Annotated in this window: 17 protein-coding genes; 8 read left to right on the top strand and 9 right to left on the bottom strand. The window is 65.7% G+C overall.

Annotated features, from left to right (window positions below):
• Positions 1-14: 14 nt before the first annotated feature.
• Positions 15-1,871, bottom strand: coding sequence for a translation elongation factor 4 (gene lepA / locus LDO86_RS10395; protein WP_026265766.1), 1,857 nt, complete (start codon positions 1,869-1,871; stop codon positions 15-17).
• Between the two features lie 176 nt (positions 1,872-2,047).
• On the opposite strand from lepA, the gene LDO86_RS10400 reads away from it, so the two are divergent.
• Positions 2,048-2,599 (top strand): type II toxin-antitoxin system PemK/MazF family toxin, encoded by a 552-nt coding sequence (locus tag LDO86_RS10400; protein WP_018769281.1) that lies wholly within the window; start codon positions 2,048-2,050, stop codon positions 2,597-2,599.
• 169 nt (positions 2,600-2,768) lie between these two features.
• Positions 2,769-3,029, top strand: a complete 261-nt coding sequence (gene rpsT, locus LDO86_RS10405) for a 30S ribosomal protein S20 (RefSeq protein ID WP_018769282.1) — start codon at positions 2,769-2,771, stop codon at positions 3,027-3,029.
• 75 nt (positions 3,030-3,104) lie between these two features.
• On the opposite strand, the gene holA is transcribed toward rpsT, so the two are convergent.
• The 5 genes from holA to leuS all read right to left on the bottom strand — a co-directional run bounded on the left by holA (position 3,105) and on the right by leuS (position 10,761).
• Positions 3,105-4,121 carry a DNA polymerase III subunit delta gene (holA, locus tag LDO86_RS10410; protein ID WP_018769283.1) on the bottom strand — a complete coding sequence of 339 codons (1,017 nt, stop codon included), beginning with the start codon at positions 4,119-4,121 and terminating at the stop codon, positions 3,105-3,107.
• A complete protein-coding gene (locus tag LDO86_RS10415; RefSeq protein ID WP_223991579.1) occupies positions 4,055-5,938 on the bottom strand; it encodes a ComEC/Rec2 family competence protein in 1,884 nt (627 codons plus the stop codon). Before LDO86_RS10415 ends, holA begins: the two co-directional genes overlap by 67 nt.
• Positions 5,939-6,168: 230 nt before the next feature.
• Positions 6,169-7,080, bottom strand: a complete 912-nt coding sequence (locus LDO86_RS10420; protein WP_026265767.1) for a helix-hairpin-helix domain-containing protein — start codon at positions 7,078-7,080, stop codon at positions 6,169-6,171.
• A gap of 48 nt (positions 7,081-7,128) precedes the next feature.
• Positions 7,129-8,148: a DegV family protein gene (locus LDO86_RS10425; protein WP_026265768.1), complete on the bottom strand. Its 1,020-nt coding sequence runs from the start codon at positions 8,146-8,148 to the stop codon at positions 7,129-7,131.
• An 87-nt stretch (positions 8,149-8,235) separates the two neighbouring features.
• Positions 8,236-10,761 (bottom strand): leucine--tRNA ligase, encoded by a 2,526-nt coding sequence (gene leuS, locus LDO86_RS10430; RefSeq protein WP_018769286.1) that lies wholly within the window; start codon positions 10,759-10,761, stop codon positions 8,236-8,238.
• A gap of 531 nt (positions 10,762-11,292) precedes the next feature.
• On the opposite strand from leuS, the gene LDO86_RS10435 reads away from it, so the two are divergent.
• The 4 genes from LDO86_RS10435 to LDO86_RS10450 all read left to right on the top strand — a co-directional run bounded on the left by LDO86_RS10435 (position 11,293) and on the right by LDO86_RS10450 (position 18,989).
• On the top strand, positions 11,293-14,451 hold the full coding sequence (locus tag LDO86_RS10435; RefSeq protein WP_043424953.1) for an efflux RND transporter permease subunit: 3,159 nt from the start codon (positions 11,293-11,295) through the stop codon (positions 14,449-14,451).
• Positions 14,451-14,903, top strand: a complete 453-nt coding sequence (locus LDO86_RS10440) for a hypothetical protein (RefSeq protein WP_018769288.1) — start codon at positions 14,451-14,453, stop codon at positions 14,901-14,903. The genes LDO86_RS10435 and LDO86_RS10440 overlap by 1 nt, the downstream gene beginning before the upstream one ends.
• A 67-nt stretch (positions 14,904-14,970) precedes the next feature.
• Positions 14,971-18,048 (top strand): efflux RND transporter permease subunit, encoded by a 3,078-nt coding sequence (locus LDO86_RS10445; protein ID WP_018769289.1) that lies wholly within the window; start codon positions 14,971-14,973, stop codon positions 18,046-18,048.
• A gap of 41 nt (positions 18,049-18,089) precedes the next feature.
• Positions 18,090-18,989, top strand: coding sequence for a hypothetical protein (locus tag LDO86_RS10450; RefSeq protein WP_018769290.1), 900 nt, complete (start codon positions 18,090-18,092; stop codon positions 18,987-18,989).
• 178 nt (positions 18,990-19,167) lie between these two features.
• Here the strand turns inward: LDO86_RS10450 and glpK are convergent, their stop codons facing one another.
• The 3 genes from glpK to LDO86_RS10465 form a co-directional block, all read right to left on the bottom strand.
• On the bottom strand, positions 19,168-20,682 hold the full coding sequence (glpK, locus tag LDO86_RS10455; RefSeq protein ID WP_018769291.1) for a glycerol kinase GlpK: 1,515 nt from the start codon (positions 20,680-20,682) through the stop codon (positions 19,168-19,170).
• Between the two features lie 41 nt (positions 20,683-20,723).
• Entirely contained in the window at positions 20,724-21,473 is a 750-nt protein-coding gene (locus tag LDO86_RS10460) for an MIP/aquaporin family protein (protein WP_026265770.1), read from the bottom strand.
• A 93-nt stretch (positions 21,474-21,566) separates the two neighbouring features.
• Positions 21,567-23,351, bottom strand: coding sequence for a glycerol-3-phosphate dehydrogenase/oxidase (locus LDO86_RS10465; protein WP_056390442.1), 1,785 nt, complete (start codon positions 23,349-23,351; stop codon positions 21,567-21,569).
• Between the two features lie 166 nt (positions 23,352-23,517).
• On the opposite strand from LDO86_RS10465, the gene LDO86_RS10470 reads away from it, so the two are divergent.
• Both LDO86_RS10470 and LDO86_RS10475 read left to right on the top strand, forming a co-directional pair.
• Positions 23,518-24,483, top strand: a complete 966-nt coding sequence (locus LDO86_RS10470; RefSeq protein WP_018769294.1) for a sugar-binding domain-containing protein — start codon at positions 23,518-23,520, stop codon at positions 24,481-24,483.
• A gap of 19 nt (positions 24,484-24,502) precedes the next feature.
• Positions 24,503-25,372 (top strand): aldo/keto reductase, encoded by an 870-nt coding sequence (locus LDO86_RS10475; protein ID WP_224083965.1) that lies wholly within the window; start codon positions 24,503-24,505, stop codon positions 25,370-25,372.
• The last annotated feature ends 6 nt before the right edge of the window (positions 25,373-25,378 follow it).

Consider the following 25,378-nt stretch of genomic DNA (forward strand, 5'->3'; position numbering starts at 1 on the left):
CCGCTGTGCGGTGGTCACTTCTTCTTGGCCTTGTCCTTCGATTCGTCGGTGGTCAGGGCGGCGATGAACGCTTCCTGCGGCACCTCCACTGTGCCCACCATCTTCATGCGCTTCTTGCCTTCTTTTTGCTTCTCCAGCAGCTTGCGCTTCCGCGAGATGTCACCGCCGTAGCACTTGGCCAGCACGTCCTTGCGGATGGCGCGGATGCTTTCGCGGGCGATGATCCTGGAACCGATCGCGGCCTGGATGGGCACTTCGAACTGCTGGCGGGGAATCAGTTCGCGCAGCTTGCCGGTCATCATCACGCCGTAGGCGTACGCCTTGTCCCGGTGCGTGATGGCGCTGAACGCGTCCACCTGTTCGCCCTGGAGCATGATGTCCACCTTCACCAGGTCGGCGGCCTGCTCGCCGTCGGCCTTCCAGTCCAGCGAGCCGTAGCCCCGGGTCTTGGATTTCAGGATGTCGAAGAAGTCGAAGACGATTTCCGCCAACGGCAGGCGGTAGCGGATTTCCACCCGGTCCTCGGAAAGGTAGTCCATGCCGCCCATGACGCCGCGGCGGGACTGGCACAGTTCCATGATGGCGCCGACAAATTCGTTGGGGGCCAGGATGGTGGCGGAGACCATGGGCTCGCGTACCTCGGCGATCTTCCCGGTGGGGTACTCGCTGGGGTTGGTCACCCGGACCACCTTCTTGTCCTCCAGGGTCACCTCGTATTCCACGTTCGGTGCGGTGGAGATGAGGTCGAGGTTGTATTCGCGCTCCAGGCGTTCGCGGGTGATCTCGAGGTGCAGGAGACCCAGGAAGCCCACGCGGAACCCGAAGCCGAGGGCAGCCGAGGTTTCCGGTTCGTAAACCAGCGCGGCGTCGTTGAGCATGAGCTTTTCGAGGGCGTCGCGGAGTACCGGATAGTCGGCGCCGTCCAGCGGATACAGGCCGGAGAACACCATGGGCTTGGCATCGGCGTAGCCGGGGAGGGACTCCGCCGCCGGCTTGGCCAGGTTGGTGACGGTATCGCCCACCTTCGACTGCCGGACGTCCTTCACGCCGGTGATCAGGTAGCCCACTTCACCGACGCCGAGCCCCTTGGACGGTGTGGGTTCCGGGGAGCTGACACCGATTTCCAGAAGCTCGTGCGAGGCCCTGGTGGACATCATCTGGATGCGCTCACGCGGATGGAGCATGCCATCCATCACACGCACGTAGGTGACCACGCCGCGGTAGGTGTCGTAGACCGAGTCGAAGATCATGGCACGGGCCGGGGCATCGGGGTTGCCCTTCGGCGCCGGCAGGTCGCGGACGATCTTGTCCAGAAGGGCCTCGACGCCGACGCCGGTCTTGCCGGATACGCGCAGGACGTCCTCGGGATCGCCGCCGATGAGGCTGGCCAGCTCGGCGGCGTACTTTTCAGGCTGCGCCGCCGGAAGGTCGATCTTGTTCAGCACCGGGATGATGGTGAGGTTGTTCTCCATGGCCAGGTACAGGTTGGCCAGCGTCTGGGCCTCAATGCCCTGCGCCGCGTCCACCAGCAGGATGGCGCCTTCGCAGGCCGCCAGTGACCGGGATACCTCGTAGGTGAAGTCCACGTGGCCGGGCGTGTCGATCATGTTCAGCGCGTAGCTGACGCCGTCCACCTCCCAGGGCATGCGGACGGCCTGGGACTTGATGGTGATGCCACGTTCCCGCTCGATGTCCATCCGGTCCAGGTACTGGGCCTTCATGTCACGCGCCTGGACCACACCGGTGGACTGCAGCATGCGGTCAGCCAGCGTGGACTTGCCGTGGTCGATATGCGCGATGATGCAAAAGTTCCGAATGATTGCCGGATCTGTCGCGGCGGGCACCGGTGCGGTGCGGGCCATGGGAGACACGCAGGGTCCTTACTGTTGGCTTTTCAGCAGCCACCCGCCGGGCAACGCCATAGGCGCCTGCGGAACAGCTGCACATCTTGAACATCCAGTGTCCCACGTCCGGGACCCACGGACCGCATCCGGGCAGGGCGCCGCCGGGCAGTTCCATGCCGAACCACCGCCGATAGGCTTTTCGCATGGTCATTGATCTCCGCTCCCTGGGAAACGCCGTCCGCCGCGGCCTGCGCATGCTGCAGAAACGGCGGCCCGCCCCGCCGGCCCCGGGCCCCGACCGGGACCGCCGGGCGGGGGCCATGCCTCAGGCTCCCGGCGGAGGTCCTGCCGGGTCCGGGTATCCCGGTGATTACAGCGGGCGGTCCGCCGTCCGGTATGCACCGCAGCCGGACGGCGACCCGGATCCGGGCGAGGTGGTGTGGGCCTGGGTCCCTTACGAGGAGGACCACGGCAAGGGGAAGGACCGGCCGGTGCTGCTGGTGGGGCATAACGGCCCGTTCCTCCTGGGACTGATGCTGACCAGCAGGGACAGGGTGCCTGCCGGTTCAACGTCCGGCGACTACGTGGACCTCGGTTCCGGGGACTGGGACAAGCAGGGCAGGCCCAGTGAAGTGCGCCTGGACCGTATCCTGCAGATCCGCCCTGACAGCATCCGGCGGGAGGGCGCCGTGCTGGACGCGGCGCGGTTTGAGAAAGTTGCGGCCGGGCTGCGCCGGCGACACGGCTGGACCTGACCAACCCAAATGGCCAGTGCCGCCGCTGACCTGCTATTCTTTATTGCTGTGTGTCCGTGCAGGTCGACGGTCACTGATGGCTGGCCGCCATAGGTATCCCCACGCCGCTCAGTCAAGGCCAGCCTGAAAGCCCTCTAGACCATTTCCGCATTACAAAGAGAGTTCACACGTGGCGAATATCAAGTCCCAGAAGAAGCGCATCCTGACCAACGAGAAGGCACGCCTGCGCAACAACGCAGTCAAGTCTGAGCTGAAGACGGCCATCCGCGCCGTCAACACCGCCGTTGAGTCCTCTGACAAGGAAGCTGCTACTACTGCGCTCGTTACTGCCAGCCGTAAGCTGGACAAGGCTGTCAGCAAGGGTGTTCTGCACAAGAACAACGCAGCGAACCGCAAGTCGGCGATCTCCAAGAAGGTCAACGCACTCTAAGGTTTCCAGTTCCCACGAACTGATGGTGTGGCCGGTACCGCAAGGTACCGGCCACACGCTTTTAAGCGTTGCGGCCTACCTGCCCTGGACGGACATGGCAATCACCGTCACGGCGTGTTCGACGGCGTAGACGGGGTCCCGGGACAAGCCCTTGACCTGCGCATCAGCCTCCGCCGTGGCCTGGATGGACCGGACCAGGCCTTCCGGGGTCCAGCGCCGGACGTCCCGCTGTGCCTGCTCCACGAGCCAGGGCTGCATCCCGAGTTCCGCCGCGATCTGCGCGGGCGATCCGGAGGCGCCGGCCACCCGTGCGACAGTCCTCAGCTTCGAGGCGAGGGCTGCCACCAGCGGAACCGGGTCAGCACCGGTGGCAAGGGCGTGGCGCAGCGTCGACAGCGCCACGGGGGCGTTTCCTGCCATTGCGGCGTCGGCGACCTTGAACGCGGTGGCCTCGATCCGTCCGCCGTAGTACTTGTCCACGGTCTCAGTAGTGACGGTGCTCCCTGCGTCGGCAATCAGTTGCGAGCACGCCGCGGCGAGTTCCGAAAGGTCGGCCCCCACGGCATTCACCAGCGCCTGGACGGCGTCCTGGTTGATCCGACGCCCGGCCGCCTTGAACTCCGCCATGACGAACGAGACCTTGTCCGCATCCTTCTTCAGTGGCTGGCAGTCGACGACCGGCCAGCCACCCTTCTTAACGGCGTCGAGGAGCTTTTTGCCGCGTGCTCCGCCGGCGTGCCGGAGCACGACGACGGCGTCCTGTTCCGGGTGCTGCAGGTAGGCAAGGGCATCCGCCAGGAAGGCGTCGTTCATCCCTTCCACGGCCTCCACTTCAATGAGCTTGCTCTCACCGAACAGTGAAGGGCTCACCTGCATGGTCAGGGTGCCGGCGTCATAGCCGGCGGCGTTGATGCGGCTCAATTCGACGTCCGGCGCGGCCGCCCTGACCTGTGAGCGGATCCTGTCCATGGCCCTGATGCCCAGGTACTCTTCCGGGCCGCTTACCAGCACGATCGAGGCCGGGGCTACGTCCCGCCAGGAGGCTGTGTTCGACGCCGGGGAGCGTGTTGCCCGCTTTTGCGCGACGGCCATCCAAGGTCCCTTCCGGAGGTTTTATTGCAGTATCCCAGCCTGCCACGTCTGCGCCCGCGGTCCAAGCTGCCCTTGCGGCGGATGTGCTGCAGCCGCAGCTCCATCAGCCCGATCAGTGCCACCGTGACGGCGTGCGCTTTCCGGACCTGGCAGGCGAACCGCAGGGGCCGGACCACTGCCCACACGGCCGCCAGGGTAACGGTGGACAACAGCACCATCGACAGCAGCCCGGGCACTCCCTCAGGCCAGGGCAGGGCGGAGCCGGGCAGCTGCGCCGTGAACCTGGCGGTGGCGGCGACGCCGGCGCTGAACGTTCCAGCCACAGCGATCAGAAACGTGGCGGCCCACGGAAGCAGGACCACCAGCGGCACCGCTGCCGTTCCCAGCAGGGTCACCGGCGCCACCAGGGGTGACACCACGACATTGGCCAGCAGCGAATAGGTGGCGAACCGGGGCTGCAGGAGGACGATGACGGGCCCGCACAACAGCTGTGCGGACAGCGGAACCGCAACGGCGGCGGCGATCCACCGGGGCACCGCTGCGGGAATCCAGGCGACGATCCGCCGCCCCAGGAGAATGATCCCCAGCGTGGCAAGGACGGACAGCAGGAATCCGAAACTGGTGCCAAGGGCAGGCTCGGCCAGTAGAAGGCCGATGACGGCGAGGCACAGGAAGCTCAGTCCGCGCCCTGGGCGTCCGCCCGCGAGGGCGGCCACCCCGATGGCACCCATGAGAGCGGCCCGCAGGACGCTGGCGTCCGGTCCCACCAGGACTATGAAGAGGGCCAGGCCGCAAAGTGCTCCAGCCGCAGCGGGAGCACGCGGCAGCCGGCACCGGCGGCACAGGAGCAGCAAGGCCCCCAGCACCAGGCTGCAGTTTGCCCCGCTGACCGCCGTTAGGTGGGTCATGCCCACAGCCTTCATGGCGTTGTCCAGTCCCTCGTCCAGTGCGCTGGTGTCTCCGGTGACCATTCCCGGAAGGAGTCCGCGGGCATCGGGTGACAGGAAAACCGCGGCGGAAACGAAGCGCGCCCGAAGCTCCTTCGCTGCCCCCTCCAGCAGCGAGCCTCCCATGGCCTTGCCGGGGGCGGTGGAGGCGGCCAGGGTTCCCGCGTCCTGGTCCCCCGGCTCCGCCGGCCGCAGCTTTCCTGCTGCGCGCAGGGTCTGCCCCGGAACCACCCCGCCCCAGCCTTGCCCGCCCATGATGGTGAGCCGCGCCCGTGTCCGCACCAGCATGCCGCCGGTGGTCACTTCCTGCGTCCACACCGGAACTGCCCAGCGTCCCGCCGACCCGCCCGGTCCTGCCATGGCCCTTGGGTTTCCGGCCACCTCCACAATGGCGACGACGGACTTGCCGGCAGTGACCGCGTCGGCGAGGGGACCCTCGAACCGTTGGCTTGACGACGTTGCAGCGTGGGCTGCGGCGGCAGCGGCCAGCATCAGGGAGACGCCCAGGGCGGCGGGAAAGCTGCGTCCGGTGGCGCGGGGCGGCCCGGCCCGTTCCTGGTGGCCGACGGCGGGACGCGCAGTTCGTGCCGTGCGATGCCTGGCCGCGCGGGCCAGGAGGAGGCCGCCAAGTGCCGCCAGTGCGGAGCACAGTGCTGCAAGCTCCGCAGGCGGCAGCCAGAGCCCGGCCACTGAGGCGGTCCATACCAATAATGCCGGAAGGGCAAGGCGGAGGTCCGTGCGGCGTCGTGGTTCCGCGGGACTGGTATCAGCGTTTTCCTGGGCCTTGCCGCCATCGGCCACCCGCTGGCGCACGTGGTGCACGGCGCGCGTCCAGTGCCCCTGCAGCGGCCGGTGCCCGGTGGCCGGCAAGCAGGGGGTCCGTGGGTGGGCCGGTGTCGAAGGCGGAGAAGGGGTCCCGGAGGCTTCCGTTGCGCCTGGAGGCGTCGGAGCCTGTGGTTCCAGGCCGGGGCCATTCACCGCGGACTCGATGAAGCGGTGCCAGGGACTGCGCCGTTGCTTTCCGCCGCCGGGATCGGGCGCATTCCATCCCTGACCCTTGTCCCGGCCTCCCCTTCCTGAATTCGCTCCCACGGCCGTCCCTAGACCGTCACCAGCGGGAGCAAGGCCTCAAGCATCTTTGGTCCCACGCCGTCGACGGCGTCCAGTTCTTCCGCGCTCTTGAAGGGGCCGTGTTCCTTCCGCCAGTCCACGATCCGCTGGGCCAGGACCGGCCCGACTTTTGGCAGCGTGTCCAGCGTGGCAGCGTCCGCGGTGTTGAGGTTGACCTTTCCGCCGGTCTGGCCGGGTACCGTCCCCTGCTGCGCAGTGCCTGAACCAGCACCCATTGACCCAGTGCCGTCCGGACCTGCGGCACCGGCCGCGGAGGCCTGGGGTTCCCCTTGCCGCGGAACGTGGATTTTCTGGCCGTCCTCCACCACGAGGGCAAGGTTGAGCCGGTTGACGTCGGCGTCCGGAGTCGCACCGCCCGCCGCAGCGATGGCGTCCTCAACGCGGCTGCCGTGCGGCAGCCGGATAACACCGGGTCTGGCCACGGCGCCAACAACGTGCACCACCACCGTCCCCGCTGACGCGGAGCCGCCCTGCCCGCTGCCGGAATCCGGTGGGGCTGGGGCCCCGCCCTGGACGGAACCACTGTCACCGGCCGCTGCTGATGCGCCGCCGGAACCGGTGCCGCCCAACGGCAGGACCTGGGGCGCGGCCGCCCCGGCCTGCCACCAAAACCAGGCTCCCGCGGCCACGGCCAGAACAGCCAGCAGCACGGCGACGCGCAGCCCCACCCGCCACCGGAGCGAAGGCGCCACACCGGAACCAGCTCCGGAGCCACTGCCGGGTTTGTCTCCGCCCGCGTCACCGGAACCCCGGTACTCAAAACCGTCGGGGCCGGCCCCGTCCTGCAGGAGCCCGGAAGGTCCCTCCCCCAGGGTGGCATGGAGCCTCGCCCTCACATGGCGCGCCTGCTGACCTGCTGCTCCAGCATCCCGGCGTGACATAGCTCCACCCTAGGAACACGGTCCGCCGACCGGCAGCCGGCAAAGAGGCTATGTGGAAAGGTGCGCTTCAGCGCCCGGTCCGCCGTCCGTCCCCCCATCGGCGGCCGTCCTGCCCACGATGACCGCAAGGACGCCGAGGCCCGCATGGGCAGCGAGGACCGCCGGGAGGGAACTGATCTGGGCGGGCGGGCATTCGGGAAGTGCCGCTTCCAGCCGCGCGGCCAGGCTCTCCGCCTCTTCGGAGTTCCCGAAATGATGGACGGCCAGGCGCACGGCCTCTCCCGGACGCGCCGCCGCTTCGGCCACCACGATTTCCTCAAGGCGCGCCACGGCCCTGGCACCTGACCGCACCTTCTCCAGCGGGACGATCCTGCCGCCGTCGACCGCAAGGATAGGTTTGATGGCAAACATGGTGCCCAGCAGCGAGGCCGCGGCGCCGATCCGTCCGCCCCGCCGCAGCTGTTCCAGGCTGGGGACGTAGAAGAAGACCTTGGTGCGGGCTGCCTGGGCCGCTGCCGCGGCAGCAACCCCGGCATGGTCGGCGCCGGCGGCGGCAGCCTCCACGGCAGCCTGCACGGCCATCCCCTGTGCCATGCCCACGGTTCGGGTATCCACCACCTCCACGGGGATCCCCACCTTTGCCGCAGCAAGCCGGGCCGCGTCGGCAGTGCCGGAAAGTTCCCCGGAGATATGGACGGAAACGACCGCCTGGAATCCCCGGAGTTCGGCCGCGCGGTACGCCTGCTCAAATTGGCCCGGTGACGGCCTGGATGTTTTGACCTGCGTTCCGGAGGCCAGCGCCACGGCGATGGTCTCGAGGATGTCGTCTTCACCCTCGCCGTAGATTTCCCGGCCCACCATGACGGGCATGGGTGTCACGGTCAGGATGCCGTCCCGCGGCAGCCTGCCTGCATAGTCCGCAGGCAGGGCGGCAGCGGAATCAGTGACGACGGCTGTGCGCACCTCAGCGCTCCCGGCCGCCCGCCGCGTCCCCGGACGCGCCCCGGGACGGAGGCCTGACAGCCGTGCACGGACCCATGGCCAGGCAGCGGCATTACTGTCGGGCAAGGGGCCTCCTGGAGACGGTGTCCGGATCAGTCAGCACCGGCCGCCGGAAAACTTCCCGCGGCCGGTGCGTGCTGCAGGGTGCAGCGCTTATGCCGGGACGATGTTGACCAGCTTAGGCGCACGGACGATGACTGTCCTGATGCCGCGGCCGTCAAGGGCGCGCTGGACGTTGTCGGACGCCAGGGCCAGCTCGCGGAGCTGATCCTCGGAGACGTCCGGGGACACCTCAAGCCGGTCACGGACCTTGCCCTGCACCTGGACAACGGCGGTGACCGTGTCCTGGACCAGGAGCGCGGGATCGTGGGCGGGCCAGCCTGCGTTGGCCACCGACGCCGGGTGGCCCAGCAAGTTCCACATGTCCTCGGCGGTGTATGGCGCGAAGAGGCTGAGGATCACGGCGACGGCTTCAGCGGCTTCGCGGACCGCCGGATCCGCCGCCCCTGCGCCGGAGTCAATGGCCTTGCGGGTGGCGTTGACCAGCTCCATCAGCTTGGCCACCACCACGTTGAACTTGTTGGCGTCCAGCAGTTCAGCGGCGTCCGCGATGGTGCGGTGCGTTACCGACCGCAGCGCGCGGTCGCCGGTGGTGGCGTCCACGCCGGGCCCGCTGGCCACGTCCTGCGCCAGGCGCCAGGCGCGGGCCAGGAATTTCGCCGAGCCCGACGGCGAAACATCGGCCCAGTCGACGTCGTCCTCCGGCGGGGAGGCGAAGATCATGGTCAGCCGGACCGCGTCCACGCCGTACTTGTCGAGCTGCTCGCCGAGGTCCACGCCGTTGCCCAGCGACTTGCTCATGGCTTTGCCGCCGTTGAGTACCTGGCCCTGGTTCAGCAGGGCGCTGAAGGGTTCGTCGGCGTCGATCATGCCCAGGTCGTGGATGACCTTGGTGAAGAAGCGGGCGTACAGCAGGTGGAGGATGGCGTGCTCCACACCGCCGACGTACTGGCCCACGGGCATCCAGTCGTTGATCTTCTCCGGATCGAAGGGGCCCCCGGTGTAGTGCGGGGAGACGAAGCGCAGGAAGTACCAGGAGGAGTCGACGAACGTGTCCATGGTGTCGGTGTCCCGCTTGGCATGGCCGTGGCAGGTGGGGCATTCGACGTTGACCCAGGACTCGGCCGCGGCCAGCGGCGAGGTGCCCTTCGGGGCCAGGTCCTCGCCGCGGAGGTCCGAGGGAAGGGTCACGGGCAGCTGCTCATCGGGAACGGGGACTTCGCCGCAGGACGGGCAGTGGATGATGGGGATGGGGGTGCCCCAGAACCGCTGCCGGCTCAGGAGCCAGTCGCGGAGCCGGAAGTTCACGAACTTCTCGCCGGTGCCCTGCCGCTCCAGGATGGTGATGGCCGCCGGGATGGCCTCGGCCTTGGGCAGTCCGTCGAGCTCGCCGGAGTTGATCAGGGTGCCCTCCCCCGAGGTGGCGGTGCCCGAGACGGCGGGATCCTCTTCGCCGGTGTCCAGGACGGCGCGGACCGGCAGGTTGAACGCGCGGGCGAAGTCGAGGTCCCGCTGGTCATGCGCGGGCACGGCCATGATGGCGCCCGTGCCGTAGTCGGCCAGGACGTAGTCGGCAGCCCAGACCGGCAGTTTTTCGCCGTTCAGCGGGTTGATGGCGTAGCGGCCGGTGAAGACACCAGTCTTTTCGCGCTCGGTGGACTGGCGTTCGATCTCGGAGAGCGCCTTGACCCGTTCACGGTATTCGTCCAGGGCAGCTGCGTGGTCGTCCGTGACAAGTTCGACGGCGAGCGGCGCGTCGGCAGCCACCACGAAGAAGGTTGCCCCGTACAGGGTGTCCGGGCGGGTGGTGAAGACCGTGACCTCCTTGGCGGGCTTGCCGCCGTCGGCCTCGATCACGAAGTTGACGTGGGCACCCTCGGACCGGCCGATCCAGTTCTTCTGCATGGCCAGGACGCGCTCGGGCCAGTGGCCGCGCAGCTCGTCCATGTCATCCAGCAGGCGGTCCGCGTAGTCGGTGATCTTGAAGTACCACTGGTTGAGCGACTTCTTGGTCACGGTGGTGCCGCAGCGCTCGCAGGCGCCGTTGACTACCTGCTCGTTGGCCAGGACGGTCTGGTCCTTGGGGCACCAGTTGACCGGGGAGTTCTTCCGGTAGGCCAGCCCGCGCTCGTAGAAGCGCTTGAACAGCCACTGGGTCCAGCGGTAGTACTCGGGGTCGGAGGTGTGGAGGCGGCGCGACCAGTCGGCGGAGATGGCGTACCGCTTGAAGGACGCTGCCTGGGTGTCGATGTTGGCGTAGGTCCACTCGCTGGGGTGGGCGTTGCGCTTGATGGCAGCGTTCTCCGCGGGCAGGCCAAAGGAGTCCCAGCCGATGGGGTGCAGGACGTCGTACCCCTTCTGGCGCAGGTAGCGGGCCACGACGTCACCCATGGCGAACGCTTCGGCGTGGCCCATGTGCAGGTCACCGGACGGGTACGGGAACATGTCAAGCACGTAGCGGCGCTCCCGGGACCCGTCATCCACCGGGGTGAAGACCTTGAGGTCCTCCCACACCTGGGGCCATTTGGCCTCCATGGCGGTGAAACTGTAGGTGCCCTCCTCAGGCTCCGCCGATACTGTTGTTGCTGTTCCGGTCTCTGTCTCCGGCTGAACGCCCACTGCTGCCCTCTTCTGTTCTGTTACGGCATCGGTGCTGCCATAACGGCCTGATCCTCCTGCTGCCGGCCCGGCGCCATACCCCGGACACACAAAAGCCCCTCGCCAAGGGAGGGGCTGCCGCTCAGCTATCCGATATCCGGAGCCGGCGGCTAACTAAGCAGAAGGATCGCACGCATGGCTCTACTTTAGCGCACCCCCAGTGTAAACAAGTGCCGGATTACCGCCCAGCCGATGAGGGCACACGCCGGAGCCCGCATCCCCCTAAAGCCACCACCCCGAATTGGGTGCTCCCCCTACTGCCGGAGCCGCAAAGTTGAGGGGCTAAGTACTCTTGCCAAGTTATGCTATGCGGTCCACAGTGATGGCAAGTCTGCGGGGTACTGAACGGTCTCAGGTCGAGGAGCCCGAAATGTGTTCTTGGCGTAGATTTCCCGCACGACAACTGGCGGACAGCAGCTTCGCCCCCGCAAAAGTAAAGGTCCGCACCGAAGCTCCCGGGTTGTGGGCCAGGCAATCACCGTGGTACTGGTCATGACCGCCATAATTCGCTGGGCTGTCCAGTTCCGGTTGTTGGTCCTGGCATTGGCTGCGGGAATTCTCGCTTTTGGGTTATCAAGTTTGCCGGGCATGTCCGTTGATGCCTATCCGGAATTCGCCCCGCCGCAGGTGGAGATCCAGACGGAGGCCCTGGGGCTCTCGGCCGCCGAGGTGGAACAGCTCGTCACCTCCCCGATGGAGGCCGACCTGCTGAACGGCGTTGCCTGGGTGGAGGCGATCCGATCCAAGTCCCTCCCCGGGCTGTCCTCGATCCAGATGGTCTTCAAGCCGGGGACTGACCTTTTCCGGGCACGCCAGCTGGTCTCTGAGCGCCTTACCCAGGCCCGCGCACTGCCGAACGTGTCAGCAGCGCCGGTCCTCATGCAGCCGCTCTCATCCACCAGCCGGGTGATGATGATCAAGCTCACGTCAAAGGACATGTCGGCCATCGACATGTCTGTCCTGGCCCGCTGGACGATGAAGCCAGGCCTCCTGGCGGTGCCTGGTGTCGCCAACGTGGCCATCTGGGGCCAACGGGATCAGCAACTGCAGGTCCTGGTGGATCCGGGTCAGCTTGCAGCCAAAGGCGTCACGCTGGACGATGTCATCAAGACCACCGGCAACTCAGTATGGGTATCACCGCTGAGCTACCTGGAGGCCTCCACCCCGGGAACGGGCGGCTTCTTCGAGACCGGACACCAGCGGATCGGCGTCCAGCACGTCCTGCCAATCACCACTCCCCAGGACCTGGGTCAGGTTCCATTGGACAGTCCGGCGGGGAACCTCCTCCTGAAGGACGTCGCCACGGTTCAAACGGACCACCAGCCACTGATCGGCGATGCCCTCCTGAGCAAGGAAACCGAACTCCTCCTGGTGATCGAGAAATTCCCCGAGACCAACACCATGGACGTGACGCGGGGCGTGGACGAGGCACTGCGCGCACTCCAGCCGGGCCTGCCCGGGGTACAGGTGGACACCACCGTTTACCGACAGGCGTCCTTCATCGAGGAGGAAGTCGGCGTAATCGGCGTCGGCCTGCTCATCACATTGCTGGTCATCGTCGCGATGTTCTGGGCGTTCTTCCGGTCATGGCGTGCCGCTGTCATCAGCCTGGTCACCATCCCGGCGGCACTCACCGCGGCGGCCCTTGTCCTGTACTGGCGCGGGGTCGGGATGAACTCCATGGTGTTCGCGGGCATGGTGCTCGCCCTCGCGGTTATCGTAGGCGACGTCGCCGAGGACCTCAGTGGGGTGGTGGCGGCGAACCTTTCCGCCAGGAAACGCGGGGACGCGCTGCACGATACCCAGCGGGGCTCGGGCCTGGTTCCGGAGGCCCTTCGCTCGGTTCGTACTCCGATTCTCTACTCGCTGTTGATCATGGCGCTGGCCACGATGCCGGCATTCTTCTTCACAGGTGAGAATGGAGCCCTTTTCGGTCCACTTGTCCTGGCCTACCTGCTTGCCCTGGCAGTCTCGATGATCGTGGCGCTGGCCGTCACAGCCGCGCTGGTGTTCGTCCTCCCCGGAGCGTTGAACGCGCCGCGGGAACGCCGGTCGCTGAAGCGGCTCGAGGTGGGCTACGGCCGGCTCCTGGTCCGCCTGAGGGGAGGGGCTAAATGGATGTTCGCTGCTTCCGCCGTTGTGGCGCTGGCGGGGCTGGCCTTGATGCCCCAGCTGGCAGCCGGCCACCCCGTGGTACCGGTAATGGCGGACAAGACCCTGGTGGTGCACTGGAGCGCGATCGCTGGTACCTCGGACCAGGAAATGAGCCGGATCACGGAGGCGGCGGCGGGCGAGCTGCGCGGCGTGCCCGGCGTGGCCAATGTGGGAGGCCACGTTGGCCGGGCCATCACCTCCGACCAGGTCGGTGACGTAAGTTCGGGTGAACTTTGGGTCAGCGTGGCACACGATGCGTCCTTCAGGGATACTGCTGCCGCCGTCAAGCAGGTCATTGCCGGCTACCCCGGGCTGACCAGCAAGGTATCGACCTATCCCCAGGAGCGCCTCGACGCGATCCGGGACGCTGCGGACAGCGGATTCGCCGTCCGGGTCTACGGCCTGGACCCCGCGATCCTGCGGCAGAAGGCGTCGGAGGTGCAGCAGATTCTGGAACACACCGCCGGCATTGCGAACGCCCATGTTGACGTTCCCCCCGAGCAGCCCATTGCCGAGGTCACGGTTGACCTTGCCAAGGCGCAGAAGGCCGGCGTCGCCCCCGGGGATGTTCGACGCGCTGCGGCCGCCTTGGTGCAAGGTATCGAAGTGGGCAACCTCTACGAACAGCAGAAGGTCTTCTCGGTCATCGTCAAGGGGGTCCCGTCCACGCGGAACAGCCTGGACAGCGTTCGTGACCTGATCATCGACACCCCCAGCGGCGGGCATGCCCGCCTGGGCGACGTCGCCCAGGTCAATATGGTCGGAAACGAGTCCGTCATTCTTCACGATGACACCTATCGCCGCCTTGACGTGAAAGCCGATATCCAGGGCCGGCCCCTGAGCGACATCCAAAACGACATTAATGCGGGCCTCCAAAAGATGCAGTTCCCGATGTCGTACCACGCCGAAATCCTCACGCAGTATGCCCAGCAGCAAAGCAACATCCAGTGGCTCTGGTTGCTCGGAGCCATTGCCGCGGCCGGCATCCTGGTGCTTCTGCAGACTGCTGCCGGAAGCTGGCGGCTCGCCGTCCCGCTCGCCCTGTGCCTGGTCCTTTCGCTCTCCGGAGGCGTGCTTGCCGCCCTGGTTACCGGGGCGGTAAATTCCCTGGTCGCACTGGTGGCGTTCGCCGTCGTGCTGGGGATCGCGGCCCGGGGCACCCTGCTGATGGCGGAACGCGTCCGGACACTACAGGCCCGGGGCGGCGACGTGCCGATGCCTGGCCTGGTGGTCCATGCGGCGAGGGACAGGCTGGGTCCGACGTTGATGTCGGCCGGGATGACGGCACTTGCACTTGTGCCCCTCGTCCTGTTCGGCGGCGTGGCAGGAACGGAAATCATTCAACCGCTTGCCGTGATCATCTGGGGCGGCCTGCTGACCTCCACCCTGTCCACCCTGTTCGTGGTACCCGCCGTACTGCTCGCCTTCGCGCCGAAGGCACCAGCACACAGCGACGGCCACGCCACCTATGAACCTACTGAAAACCAGGTTGTGTGATGAAATCCATTCCAGCAGGGCCCGCCAGGAAGCACGCAGCCCTCATTATCGCGGCGTTCCTGTCACTCCTGGTTGCAGGGTGCGCCCAAGTGTCCGAAGCGGCGTCAGCCAACGACCCGGCGGCCATTGCCACGGTGCCGGGAACGGACCTTCACCGCATCACGCTCACCGATCACGCTGTCCAACGCCTTGGGCTTACCACTGTCCAGGTGGCGACGGACCCCCAGACCGGGAAGCTCACCGTCTCCTATGCGGCCATCCTGTATGACAGCACCGGCAAGACGTGGGTCTACACCAACCCCGAGCCCCTGGTTTACGTCCGCGCGCCAATCACCGTCGAACGCATCAACGCCGATGTTGCGCAGTTGGGCGACGGGCCGCCTCCCGGCACAACGGTGGTGACCACGGGCGCTGAGGAGCTTTTTGGCGCGGAATTCGACACGGCCCAGTGACATGCGCTGGATAATCGGGGTCAGCCTCAGGTTTAGGACGATCGTCGTCGCCATCGCGTGTGCGGTCATGCTGCTCGGATCCCTGCAGCTGGGTGCCGCGTCCGTGGACGTCTTTCCCGAATTCGCCCCACCCCGGGTCGAAATCCAGACCGCGTGCCTTGGCCTGACTGCCCAGGAAGTCGAAGAGCTGGTCAGCGTTCCCATCGAGGCAGCGGTAGGCGGCATGCCGGGACTGGACGAGCTGCGGTCCAAATCCGTTGCGCAGCTGTCTTCGATCGTGTTGCTCTTCCATCCGGGCACCGACCTGCTCAACGCCCGCCAGCAGGTCTCGGAACGCATGGCGTCCGTGACAGCGGCGCTGCCGACCTGGGCGGCCCCGCCGGTCATGCTGCAGCCGCTGTCCGCCACGAGCCGCGTGATGAAGATAGGAATGACGTCATCCGAGCACTCGCTCATTGAGATGTCCATGCTGTCCTACTGGACCATCCGGGCCCGCCTCCTGCGGGTTCCCGGTGTGGCCAACGTGGCAATTTGGGGGGAACGGCTCCAGATGCTGCAGGTGCAGGTGGAACCCGACAAGCTCAAAGCCCAGGACGTTTCCCTCAACCAGGTCATGGAAGTCACCGCCGGCGCCCTCGACGCAGGCCTGCTCAGGTACTCGCCCGGAAGGTTCATCGGCACCGGGGGCTTTATTGACAGCCCCAACCAGAGAATGGGGGTTCGGCACGTCCAGCCGATAAAGACTCCCGCCGACCTGGCCCAGGTGACGATCCGTGAAAAGGACGGCGTGCCCCTCCACCTTGGCGACGTAGCCCAAGTAGTGGAAGACCACCAGCCACTCATCGGTGACGCCGTCATCAATAGCGGCCATGGGCTCATGCTCATTGTCGAGAAACTGCCCTGGGGCAACACCCTGGACGTGACCAAGGGCGTTGAGGAGGCCCTGCATGAGTTGCAGCCCGGCTTGAGTGGAATCAGCTTCGACACCACTATCTTCCGCCCGGCAAGCTTTGTGGAGGAATCCATCTCCAACCTCAGCCTGGCCCTGCTGCTCGGCTGCCTGCTCGTCGTCCTGATCCTGGGCGCTTTCCTCTTCCAATGGCGGACAGCCCTCATCAGCCTCATCGCGATTCCGCTGTCCTTGCTCACAGCTGCCCTGGTCCTGTATTTCACCGCGAGTTCGATCAACACGATGGTCCTTGCGGGGCTGGTTATTGCGGTCGGTGTCGTGGTCGATGACGCCATCATCGACGTCGAAAACATCATGCGGCGGCTGCGGCAGCACCGCGCCCGGGGCAGCGGCGAATCCACGTCCTCGGTGGTGTTGAAAGCCTCGCTCGAGATGCGGAGCCCCATCGTCTATGCCACCCTGATCATTGTGGTGGCGGCAGTACCCATCTTCTTCCTGGATGGACTGACGGGCGTCTTCTTCCGGCCGCTGGCAATCACCTACACGCTGGCAGTACTCGCCTCAATGCTGGTGGCGCTGACGGTCACTCCGGCCCTGGCACTGATCCTCCTCGGTAACGCCAAACTGGAGGAGCGTGACGCTCCCCTCGTCCGCGTGCTCAAGCGCGGCTACCACGCGGTCCTGTCAGGCATGATGAAGCGGCCCCGCTACGGCTACGCGGGATTCGGAGTCGTCGCCCTGGCAGGTTTGGCGATAGCACCCCTCCTGGGCTCATCCCTGTTCCCCACTTTCAAGGAACGGGACTTCCTGATGCACTGGGTCTCACAGCCGGGAACGTCAGCCGCGGAGGAATATCGGATCTCGCAGCGCGGCTGCGAGGAGTTCCTCAAAGTGCCCGGCGTCCTGAATTGCGGTACACACATTGGTCAGGCCTTCACCGCCGACGAGATTGTTGGCGTCAACGCGGGCGAGCACTGGATCAGCATTGACCGTCACGCCAACTACGACGAGACGCTCGCCGCCGTGCAGGACGTTGTCAACGGGTATCCCGGCCTGCACCGGGACGTCCAGACCTACCTGAAGGAACGGATCGAAGAGGTCCTCACGGGAGCCAGTGAGCCGATCCTCGTCCGCGTTTACGGGGATGACCTCAACGTGCTGCGTGAACAGGCCCAACGGGTCAAAGACATCCTGGACGGCATCCACGGCACCCAGGACGCCCATGTCTCCCTTGAGGTTGAGGTCCCGCAGATCTCTGTCACGGTCAACCTGGCCCAGGCACAGAAATACGGACTGAAACCTGGCGATGTGAGACGTGCGGCAGCCACGCTCGTGGCTGGCGAGGAGGTAGGCGACGTCTTCCGCGACGGACGTGCCTACGACGTCCACGTCTGGAGCACTCCCGCCACCCGGTCCAGCGTTACCAGCATCGAAGACCTGCCGATCGACACGCCCACCGGCCAGCGGGTCCGCCTCGCTGACCTGGCCACCGTGGCCCTTCAGCCGGTGCCGAACCAGATTGACCGTACGAACGGATCGCGCCGCGTTGAAGTTGGATCGTTCCTGGCATCGGGCGCAGACCTCGGCAACGTCGCCCGCGAGCTGCAGCAACGCCTTGACACCCTGGACCTGCCGGCCGGTTACAGCGTGCAGCTGCTAGGCGAATACACCGAACGTGAGGCGGCCACGAACCGCCTGATGATTTTCGCCGCCGCTGCCCTCGTCCTGATCCTCCTGCTCCTCCAAACATCATTCCGGAGCTGGCGGCTCGCCGTACTGTCCCTTCTGACCCTGCCGATCGCCTTGGTGGGCGGGGTTTTCGCCGCTTTCATGTCCGGCGGGATCCTTTCCCTGGGCTCGGTTGTGGGCTTCCTGACGGTGATGGGTATCGCTGCGCGCAACGGCATTTTGCTCATCAGCCACTGCCAGCATCTGGAAAGGGACGAGGGTGAGACCTTTGGCCGTGACCTGGTGCTGCGCGGGGCAGCCGAGCGGCTGTCCCCGATCCTCATGACCACCCTGGCAACCGGATTGGCCCTGGTGCCCCTGGTGGTCATGGGGAATGTCCCGGGCCACGAAATCGAACACCCCATGGCAGTGGTCATCCTGGGCGGCCTCGTCACGTCCACCCTGCTGAACCTCTTCATTGTGCCGTCGCTGTACCTCCGCTTCGCCAAGCGGCGCCCGGCCCGCGGCACTCGCCGCCCCAACCCGGAACCAGCCCCCGCTGGATAGCGGCAGGGTGCACAAAACCCACTCACAACGAAAGGCCGGCCATGTTCCATCGACAAAAGCGATTCACCGCATACGGTTCCACGCTCATGCTTGTCCTGGCGACGCTCACCGTGACGTCCGCCGCCACCGCGGCCGCGGCACAACAACCACCGGAGCTCTGCGGTCCCGGCTCTGCGATCATCTTCGACCCTTCTGATTTCCAGACAAAACCGCATATCGACAACAAATGGTTCCCGCTCAAGCCGGGCATGCAATTCACAACCACTGGGGAGGTGTCCTCTTCGGACGGCGTCCACGCGCACAGCGTGGTCAGCACCGTGACAGGGCTGACGAAAGTGATTGACGGCATCACCACGCAGGTGGTGTGGGACCGCGATTATGACAACGGCGAACTGGTCGAATCCGAGCTGGCGTTCTTCGCGCAGAGCACCAGCGGCGCCGTCTGGCTGTTCGGCGAATACCCCGAGGAATACGAAAACGGCAAGTTGGCCGGCGCACCAAGCACCTTCATCAGCGGCATCGCGAAGGCGCAGGCCGGTATCGCAATGAAGGCCACGCCCCGGACAGATACTCCTCCGTATGTGCAGGCGTACGCACCGAAGGTGGATTTCCTTGACTGCGGGCAAGTCTTCAAGCAGGACCAGCACGTTTGTGTTCCTACGGGCTGCTACAACGACGTGCTGGTGATCGATGAATTCAACCCTCTGGAACCACCTGACGCCGGGCATCAGCGAAAGTTCTATTCAGCCGGAACCGGGCTGGTGAAGGTCACTGCAGTGGGCGGTTCCGACCAGGAATTCATGGATCTGGTGAAAGTGCGGCAGCTGGATGCCCGGCACTTCGCCCGTGTCAATGAGGAGGCCCTGGAGCAGGACGCGAGGGGCTACGAGGTCAGCAGGAGCGTTTACGCGAAGACACCGCGGGCCCAACTCTGCGATTGAGCCTCGGAACCGGACATCTCCTGACCGGAGCCCGTGAACAGGGAGGGCGGCACCAATGCCGCCCTCCCTTTTCACTGCTGTCCGGATTGTTCACTGCTGTCCGGATTGTACACTGCTGCCCGGACTGTTCACTGCTGCCCGGATTGTCCACTGCTGTCCGGGCCGCAGAGAGTGCTGCCTAGCGCACGTCCTCGTCGACCCAGTCCATGGACTTGGTGACAGCCTTCTTCCAGAGCCGCATCTGGCGGTCCTGTTCGGCCTTGTCCATCTGCGGTTCCCAGCGCTTGTCCTCGGACCAGTTGGCCGAGCACTCGCCCAGGTCCTTCCAGAAGCCAACAGCCAGGCCAGCCGCGTAGGCTGCCCCCAGCGCCGTGGTCTCGATGACCTTGGGCCTGATCACCGGGACGCCGAGGATGTCCGCCTGGAACTGCATCAATGCGTCGTTGGCGACCATGCCGCCGTCGACCTTCAGTTCGGTCAGCGGAACGCCGGAGTCCGCGTTGACGGCGTCAAGCACCTCGCGGGTCTGGAATGCCGTGGCCTCCAGGGCTGCCCGGGCGATATGGTTCTTGTTAACGAACCGGGTCAGGCCCACGATGGCCCCCCGCGCGTCGGAGCGCCAGTACGGGGCGAAGAGGCCGGAGAACGCGGGGACGATGTAGACGCCGCCGTTGTCCTTGACGGATGCGGCCAGGGTTTCCACCTCGGGGGCGCTGCTGATCATGCCCAGGTTGTCGCGCAGCCACTGGATCAGCGAGCCGGTCACGGCGATTGAACCTTCCAGGGCGTAGTGCGGCTTGGCATCGCCCAGCTTGTAGCCCACGGTGGTCAGCAGCCCGTTCTTCGAGTGGACAATTTCCTCGCCCGTGTTGAAGATCAGGAAGCAGCCGGTGCCGTAGGTGTTCTTGGCTTCTCCTGCTTCAAAGGCGGCCTGGCCGAATGTGGCGGCCTGCTGGTCGCCCAGGATGCCCGCCACCGGCGTTTCCCGCAGCAGCTGCGAGCTGTGGACGGTGCCGTAAACCTCTGAGGAGGACTTGATCTCCGGCATCATGCTTCGCGGCACGCCAAAGATCCCGAGGATTTCGTCGTCCCACTGCAGGGTTTCGAGGTCCATGAACAGGGTCCGGGAGGCGTTGGTGACATCGGTGACGTGGACACCGCCGTCCACGCCGCCCGTGAGGTTCCAGAGGACCCAGGCGTCGGTGTTGCCGAACACCAGGTCCCCGGCCTCTGCCTTTTCACGGGCGCCGTCAACGTTGTCCAGGATCCATTTGATCTTGGTGCCGGAGAAGTAGGTGGCCAGCGGCAGGCCCACCTTTTGTTTGAAACGGTCCGCGCCGCCGTCCCTGCCCAGTTCGTCGACGATGTCCTGGGTGCGGGTGTCCTGCCACACGATGGCGTTGTACACCGGCTTGCCTGTGGTCTTGTCCCACACGACGGCTGTTTCACGCTGGTTGGTGATGCCGACGGCGGCAATGTCGTGCCGCGTCAGGTTCGCCTTGGAGAGGGCCGAGCCGATGACCTCACGGGTGTTGTTCCAGATTTCCGCGGCGTCGTGTTCCACCCATCCTGCCTGCGGGAAGATCTGCTCATGTTCCATCTGGCCGGAGGAGACTATGGCGCCGCTGTGGTCGAAGATGATGGCGCGGGTGCTGGTGGTGCCCTGGTCAATGGCGATTACGTACTGGTTCATGATGACGTCCTTGTCTTGTTAATGGCTGTGATGAGTACGGGTCAGGAAGCGGCCGTGATGATGATCGGGACAATCCGGGCGACGAGTCCACCCAGGGCGCCGCCCACAAGCGGGCCGACCACAGGAATCCACGAATAGCTCCAGTCGCTGGAGCCCTTGCCCTTGATGGGAAGCACAGCGTGGGCGATGCGCGGTCCCAGGTCACGGGCAGGGTTGATGGCGTAGCCGGTGGGGCCGCCGAGGGAAACACCGATACCGACCACGAGCAGCGCTACTGCCAGCGGGCCGAGCCCTGAGGGGGTACCGCCGAGGGTGAGGATGACGAAGACCAGCACAAAAGTGCCGATGATTTCGGTGATCAGGTTCCATGGGGTGGACCGGATGGCAGGGCCGGTGGAAAAGGTCCCAAGCTTGCTGGCAGGCTCGGGTTCGTCGTCGAAGTGCTGCTTGTAGGCCAGCCAGCAGACCACGGCACCAAGGAATGCACCCACCATCTCGCCACCGAAGTAGGTGAGGGTGGAAGCGAAGTCTACGGTGACTCCCGGCGCATATTCAGCCTTGCCATTGAGCAGCAGGCCGAGCGTGACGGCAGGGTTCAGGTGCGCGCCCGACTTGGCGGCGACGAAGACACCACAGAAGACGGCAATGCCCCATCCCCAAGTGACCATCAGGAAGCCGCCACTGTTGCCTTTTGTCCCCCGCAAAGCCACGTTGGCAACGACGCCGCAACCCAACAGGGTCAGCATGCCCGTGCCAAAGACTTCGGAGAGGAAGACTATTCCTAGAGACATCTTTGACTCCATTTCTTTGTTTAGTTGTCGGTCCTCCGCTGGTGAAGGACCGTGTGGCCGGGACGCTGTAACGCCCCGGCCGGAAACCTGGCCTTAGGCGACCAGGCTGTGCGTTTCCACGCGGTGGAAACGCTGCAGCACGTCCTGTGCGTGCTTGATCTCGGCGGCGCGCGCCGCCGCGTCCCACTGGAGCGGGACGGACAGGACTTCCGCCACTTCGTTGAGGAGTTCACCGGTAACCAGTCCGCGGAAGGCCAGGGAGGTACGCCGGATGAGGACGTCCACCAGGTGCCCCACCTGCTCATTGGCCGCCATGAATTCCAGTTCACGGACGCTCAGTTCACGGGTGGACCGCAGCGCGTGGTCGGGCTCGGCATCGAGGTAGGCGATGACCTCTTCGGCCCGGGTCCCGTAGCGGGTCAGCAGTCCGGCCGTGCGGTCTGCATCCCGGCCGCCGGCCATGTGGGCCTTGATCCATTTCTGCACGCCAGCTTCGTCGGCAGGGAAACCGGCGCCGCCGCCGATGGGGAGCTGCGCCGTGGACACCTTGCGCTGCACGCCGAGTTCACTGAGGACCTCGTTGGTCAGGTGCTCGGCAAGGGCACGGAAGGTGGTCCATTTGCCGCCCACCAGGCTCAGCACGACGGCGCCGCTCCCCTCAGGTGCGGACGCGCGGCGTTCGATGCGGTAATCACGTGAGACGAAGCCGGGCTGGGTGGCGTCATGGCTGGGCAGGGGGCGGACACCCGAGAACGTGTACACGATGTCCTCTGGTGTGACGTCGACCGAGGGGAAGACGTGGTTGATCAGTTCAAAGAAGTACTGGATCTCCTCGTCGGTGCAGACGGCGTCCTCCGACATGTCCGCGTCAACGTCCGTGGTGCCCACGAGAACCCGGTCGCCCATGGGGTAGATGAGGACGATCCGGCCGTCGGTGTGCTCGAAGAAGATTTCCCGGCCGCGGCAGGCGGCGAGGAGGCCCGGGTGGTCCAGCACGATGTGGGACCCCTTGGTGCCTCCCATGAACGAGGATGCCGCACCCATTGCCTGGTTGGTGTGGTCCACCCAGGCCCCGGTGGTGTTGACGATGATGTCCGCCGTGAAGTCGAATTCCTCACCGGTCAGTTCGTCGCGAAGGCGGACAGTGCTTCCCCTGCCGGTTCCCGGATTGGGGGTTGCAGACATGGATTGGAGTGACAGGTAATTGCTGGCGCGGGCCGTATCACTCTGTGCGCTGGTGCCCCTCGCGTTACCGGCGCGTCCGGCCTTTTCGCCGTCCTGCAGGACGTCCAGGGTCAGCCGCTCCGGGTTGTGGACGGACGCGTCGAAGTAGGTGGCCGTGTATTTGACGTCGGGCCGCAGGGCGGGCAGTTCCCCGAGGGCTGCCTTGTGGGTCCTGAACTGGTGCCGCGGTACCGTCCCGCCGTTCCTGGAGAACGAATCGTAGAGACTAAGCCCCACCTTGATGAGGAACGCTCCACGCTCCTTGGGCTTTCCCTGCTGCTTGTGGGTCAGGAAGCGCAGCGGTGCCGAGAGGATGCCGGAGAAGGTGCTGAAGATGGGGATGGTTGTCTGCAGCGGCTTGACATAGTGCGGCGCAATCCTGAGCAGGCGGTTGCGTTCCACCACGGACTCCCGGACCAGGCGGAACTCGCCGTTCTCGAGGTAGCGGATTCCGCCATGGATCATGTGCGAGGACGCACCGCTGGCGCCCTGGCAGTAATCTCCGCGTTCCACGAGCGCGACATCGACGCCCTGGAGTGCCAGATCACGGAAGGTGCCCACTCCGTTGATGCCACCGCCAACAACCAGCACCTTCGCGTGCGGACGTTGCCGCAGGCTGTGGACGGACGCGCGCCCGGCCCCCGGCCGGGGCACTGAAACAGAGGAGGGTTGAACAGTTGAATCCTTGGGTCCCAAAACGACTCCCTTGGGGCTTTGTGTGATGCGGACGCACTGGATAGCGCCGCCGTTCTGCTCTATTGTTCGGAGAAATGGAAAATGGAGTCAAGGACTATGCACGAACGTGCAGAATGGAAGTGAGATGGCACTTTCACGGGACGCAGATGCCCTCCGAGCTGCACAAATGTACTACTTGCAGGACCTCACCATGGACGCGATTGCGCGTGAACTGCGCACGTCACGGTCCACGGTTTCCCGCCTTTTGTCGTCCGCACGGGATTCGGGCCTGGTACAGATCCAAATCCGCAACCCTTTGGACACCGGACCCGAACTGGAAGGGATCATCCGCCGCCGGTACAACCTTGATGTCCACGTGGTTCCCATCCTTGGCACGCTCAACGAAGCCGAAACCCTCGACCGCGTGGCCATGCAGGCGGCGCGCACCATCGGGCCCCTGGTGGATTCCAACGCCATTATCGGCGTGGCCTGGGGATCAACGCTCAGTGCAGTCAGCCGGCACCTCACCAGGAAAATCACGCATGACAGCGTGATAGTCCAGCTCAACGGCGCCGGAAACATGCACACCACGGGCATTACCTATGCCAGCGACATCATGCGCAGGTTCGGCAGCGCGTACGGAGCCCGGGTGGAGCAGTTCCCGGTTCCGGCCTTCTTCGACCACGCCGCCACCAAGACGGCAATGTGGAATGAACGCAGCGTGCAGCGCGTGCTGGAGCTGCAGGCAAAGATGAGCATCGCCATCTTCGGTGTGGGTTCCGTGCACGCCGACTATCCCAGCCACGTCTACGCGGGCGGGTACCTCGATGAGGACGACCTGAACGCCCTTGCCAACTCGGACGTGGTGGGTGACGTCGCCACGGTCTTCTTCCGCGCCGACGGGTCCTCCGACGGGATCGTCCTGAACGAAAGGTCCACCGGTCCGGCGCTTGCCCAGCTGCGGCAGGTGCGCCGCAGGATCTGCGTGGTGTCGGGGGTTTCCAAGATCAACGGCCTGCGCGGCGCCCTGGCAGCGAGGCTGGCCACCGACCTGATCCTGGACGAAGCCACCGCACGCCGCCTGGTCGATTACGAGGGACTGACCAGCTGAAGTGGGTAGAGTCGTTGCCATGAGAACCTCACCCCGGCTCAGCCTGAACAACGGCGTGCTGATAGACCAGCTCGGCTTTGGGCTGTACAAGGTGCCGCCAGCAGAGGCGGAAGGGCTCGTGGCCACCGCGCTCGCCGCCGGCTACCGCCACTTCGATACCGCCGCCATGTACGGGAACGAAACCGGCGTGGCCCGCGGCATCAGTTCCCAGTTGGGCGACGGGACAGGCAGCGGCGGCTCCGGGGAACTGTCGCCGTCCCTGAGCCGGGAGGACATCTTCATCACCACGAAAGTGTGGAACGACCACCACGGCTACGACGCCACGCTGCGGGCTTTCGACGACTCCATGGTCAACCTGGGACTGGACTACGTGGACATGTACCTCATCCATTGGCCCTGCCCACGCCGTGGCTTGTTCCCGGAAACCTACCGGGCCCTGGAAACGCTGTACCGCGAAGGCAGGGTCCGTGCCATTGGCGTCAGCAACTTCCAGCCGGCACACCTTGACCGCCTGCTCCAAAGTGCCGAGGTGGTTCCCGCCGTCAACCAGATCGAACTGCACCCGTGGCTGCAGCAGGAGGAACTGCGCAGCAAGCACGCCGGCCTGGGCATCCGGACAGAAGCGTGGAGCCCGCTGGGCCGCGGCCAGGTCCTGGCCGATCCGGTGATCCAGGCCTGCGCCGCCGAGCACGGCCGGACGCCTGCGCAGGTGATCCTTCGCTGGCACATGCAGCTGGGGAACATCGCCATTCCCAAGGCCAGTTCCGAAGTGCGGATCCGGGAGAACCTTAACGTCTTCAATTTCGAACTCTCCGAACGCGACCTGGCGGCCATCAACGCGCTGGACCGCGGGCAGCGGACGGGCTCGCACCCGGACAACGTCAACTAGGCCCGC

It is taken from the genome of Arthrobacter sp. StoSoilB19 (genome assembly GCF_019977275.1).
Lineage (GTDB): Bacteria > Actinomycetota > Actinomycetes > Actinomycetales > Micrococcaceae > Arthrobacter.

What these genes read in the sequence shown, in the direction of transcription:
- LDO86_RS10400 (WP_018769281.1), top strand. Translation starts at nt 2,048, where the DNA reads ATGGTCATTGATCTCCGCTCCCTGGGAAACGCCGTCCGCCGCGGCCTG.
- holA (WP_018769283.1), bottom strand. Translation starts at nt 4,121, where the DNA reads ATGGCCGTCGCGCAAAAGCGGGCAACACGCTCCCCGGCGTCGAACACA.
- LDO86_RS10420 (WP_026265767.1), bottom strand. Translation starts at nt 7,080, where the DNA reads ATGTCACGCCGGGATGCTGGAGCAGCAGGTCAGCAGGCGCGCCATGTG.
- LDO86_RS10435 (WP_043424953.1), top strand. Translation starts at nt 11,293, where the DNA reads ATGACCGCCATAATTCGCTGGGCTGTCCAGTTCCGGTTGTTGGTCCTG.
- LDO86_RS10440 (WP_018769288.1), top strand. Translation starts at nt 14,451, where the DNA reads ATGAAATCCATTCCAGCAGGGCCCGCCAGGAAGCACGCAGCCCTCATT.
- LDO86_RS10445 (WP_018769289.1), top strand. Translation starts at nt 14,971, where the DNA reads ATGCTGCTCGGATCCCTGCAGCTGGGTGCCGCGTCCGTGGACGTCTTT.
- LDO86_RS10450 (WP_018769290.1), top strand. Translation starts at nt 18,090, where the DNA reads ATGTTCCATCGACAAAAGCGATTCACCGCATACGGTTCCACGCTCATG.
- glpK (WP_018769291.1), bottom strand. Translation starts at nt 20,682, where the DNA reads ATGAACCAGTACGTAATCGCCATTGACCAGGGCACCACCAGCACCCGC.
- LDO86_RS10460 (WP_026265770.1), bottom strand. Translation starts at nt 21,473, where the DNA reads ATGTCTCTAGGAATAGTCTTCCTCTCCGAAGTCTTTGGCACGGGCATG.
- LDO86_RS10470 (WP_018769294.1), top strand. Translation starts at nt 23,518, where the DNA reads ATGGCACTTTCACGGGACGCAGATGCCCTCCGAGCTGCACAAATGTAC.
- LDO86_RS10475 (WP_224083965.1), top strand. Translation starts at nt 24,503, where the DNA reads ATGAGAACCTCACCCCGGCTCAGCCTGAACAACGGCGTGCTGATAGAC.